This window comes from Sandaracinobacteroides sayramensis, from assembly GCF_022014495.1.
Taxonomy (GTDB): Bacteria; Pseudomonadota; Alphaproteobacteria; order Sphingomonadales; family Sphingomonadaceae; genus Sandaracinobacteroides; species Sandaracinobacteroides sayramense.
This window is the reverse complement of record NZ_JAKLSQ010000008.1, coordinates 26,897-36,936: the sequence shown is the minus strand read 5'-3', so window position 1 is coordinate 36,936 and position 10,040 is coordinate 26,897. Positions and strand designations below refer to the sequence as shown.

Genomic DNA, 10,040 nt, shown 5'->3' with positions numbered 1-10,040 from the left:
CCGTGGTTCTGGCCTCGCCGCACAGCGGGCGGTATTTCCCGCCCGAATTCCTCGCCGCTTCCCGCCTGCCGGTGCCGGCGCTGCGGCGGCTGGAGGATGCGCATGTGGGGGCGCTGCTGGCGGACAGCGTGGCGCTGGGCCTGCCGCTGATGGAGGCGACGCATGGCCGCGCCGTGATCGACCTCAATCGGGCGGAGGCCGAATATGACCCGGCGCTGATCGCCGGGCGGCTGCCGGACTTCCCCATCATCAGCGAACGGGTGCGCCGCGGGCATGGGCTGTTCCCGCGGCTCGCAGGCGCCGGGCAGGCGATTCACGACGGGCGGATAGCCGCTGAGATCGCCGAAGCGCGGATCGCCGCGCTGCACCGGCCGTGGCACCGGACGCTGGCGGACGGGATGGAGGCGGCGCGGCGGCGGCATGGCTATGCGCTGCTGCTGGACATGCACTCCATGCCCAGCCTGGCGGGCGCGGACGCCGCCGATCTGGTGCTGGGCGACCGGCGGGGGCGGAGCGCGGCGGCGGCTATCGTCGACTGGCTGGAGCAGGCTTTCCGGACTGAGGGGCTCAGGGTGGCGCGCAACCAGCCCTATGCCGGCGGCCACACCACCGAGCGGCACGGCCGGCCCGCCGATGGGCTGCACGCCGTGCAACTGGAGTTCGACCGGGCGCTCTACATGGAGCCGGTCTCGCTGAAGCCGCATGCCGGTTTCGGGCCGCTTGGCGAACGCATCGCCCGGGTGCTGGCGGCGCTGCTGGCGGCCTTGCCCGGGATGGGGCTTTCCGCAGGATTCTCGCTGGCCGCCGAATAGGGTTCAGCCATATAGAATTGACATCTGAGACATCAATATTATCGTCTCACCCATGATCACCAGCGCCCAGATGCGCGCTGCCCGCGCGCTGATCGGCCTCGACCAGAAGCAACTGGCCGAGCTGGCGGGCGTTTCGCTTCCCACCATCCAGCGCATGGAGGCCTCCGGCGGGCAGGTACGCGGTGTCGTCGACACGCTGGTGAAGGTGGTGGCGGCGCTGGAAGCACAGGGCGTGGAGCTGATCGGCGAAGGCGCGCCCAGCCCGGACGGCGGGCGCGGGGTGCGGCTGAAGAGCTCATGAACCGCGCGAAGCTGGAGCCCAAGCTGCTGACCGTGCTGCGCGAGGGCTATTCGCTGGCGCAGCTTCGCGCCGATTCGATTGCCGGGCTGACGGTCGGGATCGTCGCCCTGCCGCTGGCCATGGCGCTGGCGATCGCCAGCGGCGCCTCGCCGGAAAAAGGACTGCTGACGGCGGTGATCGCCGGTTTCCTGATTTCGGCGCTGGGCGGCTCGCGCGTGCAGATCGGCGGGCCGACCGGCGCCTTCGTGGTGGTGGTGCATGGGATCATCACCCAGCATGGCTATGACGGGCTGCTGATCGCCACTTTCCTGGGCGGGCTGATCCTGATCGTCGCCGGGCTGGTGAAGCTGGGGCAGGTGATCCGCTATATTCCGCACCCGGTCGTCACCGGCTTCACGGCGGGGATCGCCGTCATCATCGCCTCCTCGCAGGTGCAGGACTTCCTCGGGCTGGACCTCGCCGAGGCGCCGGCCGAGTTTCTGCCGAAGTGGCAAGCCTATTTCGCCGCCTTCGACACGCTGGACTGGGCGACGACGGCGATCGGCTTCGGCTCGCTGGCGCTGATCCTGATCCTGCGGCGGGTGGCGCCGAAGGTGCCGGGCTATCTGGTGGCGGTGGCGGCTTCCGCCCTTATCGTCGCGCTTGTCGGCCTGCCAGTGGACACGGTGGGCAGCCGCTTTCCGGGGATGACGCTTAGCTTCCCGGCTCCCGCCCTGCCCGAGCTTTCCGTGGCGCGGGTGCAGGCGCTGCTGCCGGCGGCCTTCACCATCGCCTTCCTCGCCGGGATCGAAGCGCTGCTTTCCGCCGTGGTGGCGGACGGCATGACCGGCTTTCGCCACCGCCCCAACCAGGAGCTTCTGGGCCAGGGCGTCGCCAACAGCGTGAGCGCGCTGTTCGGCGGGCTGCCGGCGACCGGCGCCATCGCCCGCACCGCCACCAATGTGAAGGCCGGCGGGCGCACCCCCGTCGCCGGGATCGTGCACGCGCTGTTCGTGGCGCTGGCGGCGGTGGCGGCGAAAGACCTGCTGGGCTTCATCCCGATGGCGGCGCTGGCCGCCATCCTGTTCGTCGTCGCCTGGGGGATGAGCGAGATCGACCGCTTCGTGGCGCTGCTGCGGATGCCGATCGGCGACCGGGCGCTGCTGCTGATCACCTTCTTCCTGACGGTGTTCGTGGACCTGACGGCGGCGATCGCCATCGGCGTGACGCTGGCCTCCTTCCTGTTCATGGCGCGGATGAGCGAGGCGGTGGAGGTGGAAGCGGATGCCGCCGACGCCGACCGGGAAGACCCGGCGCAGCGCGAGGGCCTGCCGGCCGGGGTCGAGGTGTTCCGCATTTCCGGGCCGCTCTTCTTCGGCGTGGCGGGGGAATTGCTGGAGTCCATGCGCCGGATCGGCCAGCCGCCGCGCGCCATCATCCTGCGGATGCGGCTGGTGCCCTATCTGGACGCGAGTGGCGCCTCGGCGCTGGAGGAGATGGTGCATCGGGCGAAGGCCATGGGCTGCCACCTGATCCTCTCCGGCGTCAGGCCGCAGCCGCGCGAGACACTGGCGCGCGCCGGGCTGCTGGCGCGACCGGGGGAGTTGAGCTTCGCCGCCGATTATGCCGAGGCGCTGGCGATGGCCGAAGCCACGGCGAAGGGGTGACGGCGGCGCCCTTTCCCCGCCTCCCCGGGCTTGACCCGGGGTGCGGCTTTTTCCCGGCAAGGTGGTGGGAGAGGAAAGCTGGTCCCCGGGTCAAGCCCGGGGAGACGGGGGAGGGGGACAGACGAGTGGAGGACGGCCAGACGTGTGGGGGACAGCCATTCGGATCGGCCCACTCGACGGCGCGCGCGAATCATGGAAAAGGCCGAATCACCGCCCCGCCACTGCCCCAACCCTGGGGATCGCTTCGGCATGTGGCAGGGTAAAACCCCGGGGCCGTGGTGGCGGCCCCGGGGCCTCTTCCAACCCTGGGGAAGAGCTCTGGTTCAAGGTGGATGGCAGCAAAAACAGTGCCAAGCCGTCCACATTCATTAACCATCTGAAAAGGGCCTGTTTTAACCCCGGCGCCCCTTCGCACTTGCAGTGAAATTGTAAACTATTCCGACTCGAATTGGCCGAATCGGCATTTTTTGCCGGTTTGCGCCGGTTTCTGGCGGTCAGCGCCGGTCCAGCCGCCGCCCTGCCCAGACCACCAAATAGAGAAGCGGGATCGCCAGGAACCAGACGAAGGCCTTCGCCACCAGTTGCCCGCCGATCACCGGCAGCAGCGGAAAGACGCCGAGGAAGGCGATGGTCACGAAGATCAGCGTGTCCACCGTCTGCGCCACCAGCGCCGCGACGCTGGCGCGCAGCCACAGCATATGGCCGCCCGGCCGGCCGCGCATCCAGGTGAAGATGGTGACGTCCAGCGTCTGCGACACGCCATAGGCGACCATTCCGGCCAGCATCAGCCTTATGGAGGAGCCGAACACCGCCTGCGCCGTCGCCTGCCCCTCCCAGCCCTGGGCCGGGGGGAGCGCCAGCACCAATTGCATCAGCCCCAGCGAGACGATGAGCGGCACGAAGCCCATGAACACCATCCGCTGCGCGACCGGCCGGCCGTGCAGTTCGGCGGTGGCGTTCACCGTGACGATCGCCAGCAGGAAGCCGAAGACGCCGCCGGGCACCGCCAGCGTCTCCAGCCCCGGCAGCGGCAGCCTGATCAGCTTGAAGCCCAGCACGCCCGCCACCACCAGCAGCCCGCCGTAGAAGACGGCATAGGTCTGGAGGGAGCGGGGGATGAGCGTCTGCCCGGCGGGGCTTTCCGGCGCGGATGGGCTGGTCATGCGTCCCCCTGCTTCATGCGGTTTCCAAGCGCGATGAAGCGCCAGGTCAGCGCCGCGCCGGAAATCAGGCTGGCGACGATGACGGCCCAGACGATTCCGTCGAGCCCCCCGCCCTTGTGCACGGCCAGCCACCAGCCGAGCGGCAGCATGACGACGATATAGGAGATGAAGTGCATGCCCGTCGGCCACCAGATGTCGCCACGGGCGCGCAAGGCGTTGGAGGAGACGACCTGCGCCCCGTCGGCCATGAAGAACAGCGAGGCGAGAAGCAGCGCGCTGCCCGTCATCGCCAGCAGCGCCGCGTCGTCGGTGTAGGCGCGGGTGACGAGATCGGTGTCGAGGAAGATCAGCACCGAGAGCAGCCCCAGCCCGGCGAGCGCCAGAGTCATCCCCATGCGCCAGGCGCGGCGCACGCCGGCGATGCTGCCCGCCCCCACCGAGCGCGAGACGAGGACGGCCGTCGCCGCCGCGATGCCCATGGGCAGCATGAAGACGACCGCCGCCACGTTGATGACGACCGCCCAGGCCGCGACCACCAGCACGCCCAGTTGCGCCGCGACGAAGTTCATGCCCGAAAACGCCCCCGCCTCGATGGCGTAGGAGAGGCCGGAGGCATAGCCGATCCGCCGCTGCTCGCGCGATTCGGCGCGGTCCGGCGGCGAGCGGCGGAAGACGCCGACCCGATGCGCTTCCGCCCAGCGCCAGATCCAGATGCCCAGCATCAGCATCAGCGAGACGCGCGCCACCAGCGTCACCCAGCCGGCCGCCACCGCCCCGGTCACCGGGAAGGGCGAATGGCCGGGCACGATCCAGAGCGCCAGCACCAGGTTCACGATATTGGCGATCCACATCGCCACCATCGGCACCTGCGGCTTGCCCTGCGCTTCCAGCCAGAACCATTGCGCGTCGGCCACCAGATAGGGCGTCAGGCTGAGCGAGAAGACGACGAGCGCCGCCGAGGCGCCCGCCGCCAGCGCCGGCTCCAGCCCGATGCTGCGCATCACCAGCGGCCCCAGCAGCACCAGCGCCAGCGTGGAGACGATCCCGATCGTCAGCGCGTAGGAAATGCCCCGGCGGAGCACGGCCCCGGTCTTTTCCGGATTGCCGGCGCCCATGTGCCGGGCGGTCAGCACCTGCACGCCTTGCAGCAGGCCGATTCCGGCGACCAGCACTGTCACCGTCGGCGCCCAGCCGAGCGAGTGGTAGCCGAGCTCCACGGCGGAATAATGGCCGACGACGATGGCGTCCGTCAGGCCCATGGCCATGATGCCGAGGCGCGACAGCACGTTCGGCCCCGCCAGCCGCAGCAGTTCCCCGTAGGAGCCTTCCGGGGCGCCCGTCTTCTGGCTGGCAATCGCGTCCATCGGCGCGCCATAGCCATCTTGCCGCCTCGCGCAAAGCGGCTGTTGCGCATTGCCGCCCCCGCGCCTAGCAGGGCGGCCTAGCGTGCAAGCCCTGACGAAGGATCGATATGTCGAGCGAGAATGTCTCCGCCGAGCAACTGAAGCTGTTCATCGAGCGAATCGAGCGGCTGGAAGAGGAAAAGCGCGGCGTCGCCGACGACATCAAGGACACCTATGCCGAAGCCAAGGCGAACGGCTTCGACGTGAAGACGATGCGGGCCATCGTCCGCCTGCGCCGGATGGACAATAATGCGCGGCAGGAGATGGAAGCGCTGCTGGAAACCTATAAAGCGGCGCTGGGCCTGGAAATCTGAAGCGGCGCGAGCCCGGCCCGGCGGACGAAGGAGAAAGACGCATGAAGCCCCTGCTGACCCCTGCGCTTTTGCTGGCGCTGGCCGGTTGTTCCGCCCAGAAGGCGCCGGAAAGCGCCCCCGCCCCGGCCGCCCCTACGCCGGCCGCGCCGGCGCCCGAGGCCATCGGCATCGCCAATCCGGCGTCCGAACATTGCGTGAAGCTCGGCGGGAAGCTGGAGATCCGCAGCGAGACCGGGGGACAGGTCGGCTATTGCCACCTGCCGGACGGCCGCGTGGTGGAGGAATGGGCGCTGTTCCGCGAATCCAGGGGGAAATAGGATGGCGAACGACATGATCGTCAGCACCACGCCGACGCTGGAAGGGCGGCCGATCCGCGCCTATCATGGAATCGTCGCCGGCGAGACCATCGTCGGCGCCAATGTCGTGCGCGATTTCTTCGCCTCCATCACCGATGTGATCGGCGGCCGCGCCGGCGCATATGAGGAAGTGCTGGGCCGCGCCCGGCGCGAGGCGCTGGCGGAAATGGCGGACCGCGCCCAGGACATGGGCGCCAATGCCGTCGTCGGCGTCGACTTGAGCTACGAAGCGGTCGGCCAGACCGGCTCCATGCTGATGGTGACGGCGACCGGCACCGCCGTGACGGTCTGATCTTTTCAGGCAGGCCCGTCTTTTCAAGCTGCGCCGGGCGGCTTAAGGCGCTACGTCATGGCAGGTCATTCCAAGTTCAAGAACATCATGCACCGCAAGGGTGCGCAGGATGCGAAGCGCTCCAAGCTGTTTTCCAAGCTGGCGCGCGAGATCACCACGGCGGCGAAGGGCGGCAACACCGACCCGAACTTCAACCCGCGCCTGCGCGCGGTGATCGCCACCGCCAAGGCCAATTCCATGCCCAAGGACAATATCGACCGGGCGCTGAAGAAGGCCGAAGGCGGCGACGCCGAGAATTACGAGGAAATCCGCTACGAAGGCTTCGGCCCGGGCGGGGTTTCCATCATCGTCGAGGCGCTGACCGACAACCGCAACCGCACCGCCACCGATGTGCGCACCGCTTTTGCGAAGAACGGCGGCAATGTCGGCTCGTCCGGCTCGGTCTCGCACGGCTTCGACAAGCTGGGGCTCATCACCTACCCGGCTTCCGTCGGCGACCCGGACAAGGTTTTCGAAGCGGCGCTGGAAGCCGGCGCCGACGATGTGGAATCGGGCGAGGAAGAGCATGAGATCTGGACGGCGTCCGACGCCCTCCACGAAGTCGCCAAGGCATTGGAAGCGACGCTGGGCGAATCCACCGGCGCCAGGCTCGCCTGGCGGCCGCGCGAATGGACGGAAGTGGGCGCCGACACGGTGCAGCAGCTTCTGAAGATGATCGACGCGCTGGAAGACCTGGACGATGTGCAGAATGTCTATGGCAATTACGACGTGCCGGACGAGGTGATGGCCGGGCTGTGATCCGCATCCTCGGCCTGGACCCGAGCCTGTCGCGCACGGGCTGGGGCCTCATCGAGGCCGAGGGCAACCGGCTGGCGCATGTGGCGCATGGCGCCATCGCCACCCGGTCCGGCGATCCCCTGCCTGCACGACTGCGGGCGCTGCACGATGGGCTGTGCGCCCTGCTGGTCGCGCACGCCCCGCATGAAGCCGCGGTCGAGGAAGTGTTCGTGAACCGCAACGCGCAATCGACGCTGAAGCTGGGGCAGGCGCGCGGCGTGGTGCTGCTGGCGGTGGGGCATATCCCCGTCGCCGAACATGCGACGCGGCTGGTGAAGAAAGCGCTTGTGGGAACAGGCGCGGCGGAAAAGGCGCAGGTCGCCGCCATGGTCGCGCGGCTGCTGCCCGGCTGCGGGGCGATGGGCGAGGACGAGGCGGACGCGCTCGCCGTCGCCATCGCCCATGCGCATCTGCGGTCCGCGCCGCAGCGGGTGCACGCGGCATGATCGCTTCGCTGAAGGGGCTGGTGCAGGCGATCGGCCCGGACCATGCGGTGATCGAGGTGGGCGGCGTCGGCTATCTGGTGCAGGCTTCGTCGCGGGCGCTTTCCGGGCTGGAGCCGGGGGCCGCCACCTTCCTGCTGGTGGAAACGCAGGTGCGCGAGGAGGCGATCACCCTGTTCGGCTTCGCGTCGGCCGCCGAGCGGGACTGGTTCCGGCTGCTGACCGGGGTGCAGGGCGTGGGCGGGCGGCTGGCGCTTGCCATATTGGGGACGCTGGCCCCGGACGAGATCGCCCGCGCGGTGACGCTGGAGGACAAGGCGATGATCGCCCGCGCGCCGGGCGTAGGGCCGCGTCTGGCGGCGCGGATCGCCACCGAACTGAAGGGCAAGGCCCCGGCCTTCGGCGGCGGCTCCGTGCCGGCCGCCGACCTGCGGGCGCTGGCGGCTTCCAGCGCCGCGGTGGACGCGGTGTCGGCGCTGGAGAATCTGGGCTTCCGCCCGGCGGAAGCGGCGCGCGCCGTGGCCGAAGCCGAGCGCGATCTGGGCGAACTGCCCACCCCCGCCCTTATCCGCGAGGCGCTGAAGCGGGCCAGCCGCTAGATTCCACTTGCCCCGCTCCGAGCGTCCGGGCTGAATGGGTGGCGAGGGAGAGCGGGATGGCGGTGGAGACCGAACTGAAGGATCTGGGCAACGGCCTCTGGGCCTGGATCCAGGGCGACGGAAGCTGGGGCTGGTCCAACGCCGGGCTGATCACCGCCGGCGGTGAAGCCGCGCTGGTCGACACGCTGTTCGACGAGCAACTGACCGACACTATGCTTCGCGCCATGGAGGCCAGTTGCGGCATCCGCCGGCAGGGGATCGACACCGTCGTCAACACCCACGCCAATGGCGACCACACCCATGGCAACGCGCTGCTGGAGCATGCCGAAATCGTTGCCAGCGAAGCCAGCGCGCGGGAGATGGAGGCCTTCACCCCGGCGACTCTGGCGCAACTGAAGGCGGCCGGAAGCGCCGGGGCGCTGGGCGAGGCGGGGCGCTACTTCGCGGAGATCTTCGCCCCCTTCGACTTCGCCGGGGTTCGCCACCGCCCGCCGACCCGCACCTTCAGCGGCGCCGCCGCGCTGGACGTGGGCGATCTGCGCGTGGAACTGCTGGAAGTGGGGCCGGCGCACACCGCCGGCGACGTGCTGGTGCATGTGCCGGATGCGTCCACGGTCTTCACCGGCGACATATTGTTCATCCAGGGCACGCCCATCGTCTGGGCCGGGCCGCTTTCCAACTGGGTCGCCGCCTGCGAACTGATCGAGCATCTGGACCCGGCCCATATCGTGCCGGGCCATGGGCCGATGACCGACCTTTCCGGCGTGCGCGAGGTGGCCGATTATCTGCGCCACGTCGAAGCCGAATCCGTGGCCCGCTTCGAGGCGGGCATGGGCGCCGAGGAGGCGGCGCTGGACCTTGCCGCCTCGGGCGGGATGGCGCGCTACGCCGGCTGGCGCGACGCCGAGCGCATCGCCGTCAACGTCGACACCGCCTGGCGGCACTGGAGCGGGTCGGAAACCGCGCCCGACGCGCTGGCGCTGTTCGGGCGGATGGCGCGCCTCTATTTCGACCGTCGCTGACGAGAAAGGGAGGGAGCAAAAGGCCGTAACAGCTTCTTCGCTTTACTCTTTTGCGAATCAGGATTAACAGTTGTTCAACAAACGGCCGCACATCCGGAATCCATGGGGGCGGCCGGAACAAGAATCACGGTCGCAAAAAGAGAAGCATCATGCTCACCCGTTTCCTGATTCCCGCCCTTTTCATGCCTGTTTTCCTGGCAGCCCCGCCTTTCGCCGGACCGGCAAGCGCCGCGACGATGCTGGATTTCGCATCGGTAGGCGATAAGGGCCGGTTCGACTTCGAAGGCCTGAGCGGCCTGCCCGGCCGTGACGATGTGCGCGCCCGGCTGACGCTGGAGCTGACCGGCCGCACGGCGGACAGCTTCACCTTCGGCTACCGCATCGAGAATCTGACTGGTGCCTCCATCGCCACAGCCCGGCTGCTGAGCTTCGGTTTCGACGTGGACGGCACGCTCGCCTCCGCGACGTCGGACGGCAGCTTCGCCCAGACGGCCAGCGGGCAGGTGCCGGGCTTCGGCTTCACCGACCTCTGCTTCCTGATGGGCGGCGGGGCGTGTGCTTCCAGCGCTGGCGCCGGCCTCGCCATTGGATCGGCGCCCGGAACCGGCAGCTTTTCCCTCGTCTTAGTCGGGCCGCTGGCCAGCCTGACGCTCCACGACTCCTTCGTGCGCTGGCGGCAGGTGCGGGCGAACGACGTGGCCATCCAGAACGCCTCCGGCATTTCCCGGGGCGTCGCCGCCGAGGTGCCGCTGCCCGAACCGCAAAGCTGGGCGCTGATGGTGGCGGGCTTCGGCTTCGTCGGCTTCTCCCTGCGGCGGGGCGCCGCGCGCGGCACCATCGTCTGAGCCGAAC

13 protein-coding genes are annotated in these 10,040 nt (G+C 69.3%); 11 read left to right on the top strand and 2 right to left on the bottom strand.

Annotated features, from left to right (window positions below):
- Positions 1–2: 2 nt before the first annotated feature.
- From L6Q21_RS07060 to L6Q21_RS07050, 3 genes are read left to right on the top strand one after another with little or no spacing between them, the layout of a single operon-like run.
- Positions 3–812, top strand: a complete 810-nt coding sequence (locus L6Q21_RS07060; RefSeq protein ID WP_237830088.1) for an N-formylglutamate amidohydrolase — start codon at positions 3–5, stop codon at positions 810–812.
- Positions 813–864: 52 nt separating this feature from the next.
- Positions 865–1,113 (top strand): helix-turn-helix domain-containing protein, encoded by a 249-nt coding sequence (locus L6Q21_RS07055; protein ID WP_237830087.1) that lies wholly within the window; start codon positions 865–867, stop codon positions 1,111–1,113.
- Entirely contained in the window at positions 1,110–2,759 is a 1,650-nt protein-coding gene (locus L6Q21_RS07050; protein WP_237830086.1) for a SulP family inorganic anion transporter, read from the top strand. Before L6Q21_RS07055 ends, L6Q21_RS07050 begins: the two co-directional genes overlap by 4 nt.
- Before the next feature lie 494 nt (positions 2,760–3,253).
- Here the strand turns inward: L6Q21_RS07050 and L6Q21_RS07045 are convergent, their stop codons facing one another.
- Complete coding sequence (locus L6Q21_RS07045) at positions 3,254–3,922, bottom strand: queuosine precursor transporter (RefSeq protein WP_237830085.1); 669 nt, start codon at positions 3,920–3,922, stop codon at positions 3,254–3,256.
- Positions 3,919–5,286: an MATE family efflux transporter gene (locus L6Q21_RS07040; protein ID WP_237830084.1), complete on the bottom strand. Its 1,368-nt coding sequence runs from the start codon at positions 5,284–5,286 to the stop codon at positions 3,919–3,921. Before L6Q21_RS07040 ends, L6Q21_RS07045 begins: the two co-directional genes overlap by 4 nt.
- Before the next feature lie 107 nt (positions 5,287–5,393).
- On the opposite strand from L6Q21_RS07040, the gene L6Q21_RS07035 reads away from it, so the two are divergent.
- From L6Q21_RS07035 to L6Q21_RS07000, 8 genes are all read left to right on the top strand, one after another.
- Positions 5,394–5,639, top strand: a complete 246-nt coding sequence (locus tag L6Q21_RS07035) for a DUF2312 domain-containing protein (protein WP_237830083.1) — start codon at positions 5,394–5,396, stop codon at positions 5,637–5,639.
- A gap of 41 nt (positions 5,640–5,680) precedes the next feature.
- Positions 5,681–5,956: a putative hemolysin gene (locus L6Q21_RS07030; protein WP_237830082.1), complete on the top strand. Its 276-nt coding sequence runs from the start codon at positions 5,681–5,683 to the stop codon at positions 5,954–5,956.
- A 13-nt stretch (positions 5,957–5,969) separates the two neighbouring features.
- Positions 5,970–6,287 carry a heavy metal-binding domain-containing protein gene (locus tag L6Q21_RS07025; protein ID WP_237830114.1) on the top strand — a complete coding sequence of 106 codons (318 nt, stop codon included), beginning with the start codon at positions 5,970–5,972 and terminating at the stop codon, positions 6,285–6,287.
- Positions 6,288–6,344: 57 nt separating this feature from the next.
- Positions 6,345–7,085, top strand: a complete 741-nt coding sequence (locus tag L6Q21_RS07020) for a YebC/PmpR family DNA-binding transcriptional regulator (protein WP_237830081.1) — start codon at positions 6,345–6,347, stop codon at positions 7,083–7,085.
- Positions 7,085–7,570 carry a crossover junction endodeoxyribonuclease RuvC gene (gene ruvC / locus L6Q21_RS07015; RefSeq protein WP_237830113.1) on the top strand — a complete coding sequence of 162 codons (486 nt, stop codon included), beginning with the start codon at positions 7,085–7,087 and terminating at the stop codon, positions 7,568–7,570. Before L6Q21_RS07020 ends, ruvC begins: the two co-directional genes overlap by 1 nt.
- On the top strand, positions 7,567–8,166 hold the full coding sequence (gene ruvA / locus L6Q21_RS07010) for a Holliday junction branch migration protein RuvA (RefSeq protein ID WP_237830080.1): 600 nt from the start codon (positions 7,567–7,569) through the stop codon (positions 8,164–8,166). The genes ruvC and ruvA overlap by 4 nt, the downstream gene beginning before the upstream one ends.
- Positions 8,167–8,222: 56 nt before the next feature.
- Positions 8,223–9,188, top strand: coding sequence for an MBL fold metallo-hydrolase (locus L6Q21_RS07005; protein WP_237830079.1), 966 nt, complete (start codon positions 8,223–8,225; stop codon positions 9,186–9,188).
- Positions 9,189–9,337: 149 nt separating this feature from the next.
- Complete coding sequence (locus L6Q21_RS07000) at positions 9,338–10,033, top strand: cistern family PEP-CTERM protein (RefSeq protein WP_237830078.1); 696 nt, start codon at positions 9,338–9,340, stop codon at positions 10,031–10,033.
- The last annotated feature ends 7 nt before the right edge of the window (positions 10,034–10,040 follow it).

Excerpts from the sequence above, each read along its gene's own strand:
- L6Q21_RS07050 (WP_237830086.1), top strand. The coding sequence starts at position 1,110 with ATGAACCGCGCGAAGCTGGAGCCCAAGCTGCTGACCGTGCTGCGCGAG.
- L6Q21_RS07040 (WP_237830084.1), bottom strand. The coding sequence starts at position 5,286 with ATGGACGCGATTGCCAGCCAGAAGACGGGCGCCCCGGAAGGCTCCTAC.
- L6Q21_RS07035 (WP_237830083.1), top strand. The coding sequence starts at position 5,394 with ATGTCGAGCGAGAATGTCTCCGCCGAGCAACTGAAGCTGTTCATCGAG.
- L6Q21_RS07000 (WP_237830078.1), top strand. The coding sequence starts at position 9,338 with ATGCTCACCCGTTTCCTGATTCCCGCCCTTTTCATGCCTGTTTTCCTG.
- L6Q21_RS07020 (WP_237830081.1), top strand. The coding sequence starts at position 6,345 with ATGGCAGGTCATTCCAAGTTCAAGAACATCATGCACCGCAAGGGTGCG.
- L6Q21_RS07045 (WP_237830085.1), bottom strand. The coding sequence starts at position 3,922 with ATGACCAGCCCATCCGCGCCGGAAAGCCCCGCCGGGCAGACGCTCATC.
- L6Q21_RS07055 (WP_237830087.1), top strand. The coding sequence starts at position 865 with ATGATCACCAGCGCCCAGATGCGCGCTGCCCGCGCGCTGATCGGCCTC.
- L6Q21_RS07025 (WP_237830114.1), top strand. The coding sequence starts at position 5,970 with ATGATCGTCAGCACCACGCCGACGCTGGAAGGGCGGCCGATCCGCGCC.
- L6Q21_RS07030 (WP_237830082.1), top strand. The coding sequence starts at position 5,681 with ATGAAGCCCCTGCTGACCCCTGCGCTTTTGCTGGCGCTGGCCGGTTGT.
- L6Q21_RS07005 (WP_237830079.1), top strand. The coding sequence starts at position 8,223 with ATGGCGGTGGAGACCGAACTGAAGGATCTGGGCAACGGCCTCTGGGCC.
- ruvA (WP_237830080.1), top strand. The coding sequence starts at position 7,567 with ATGATCGCTTCGCTGAAGGGGCTGGTGCAGGCGATCGGCCCGGACCAT.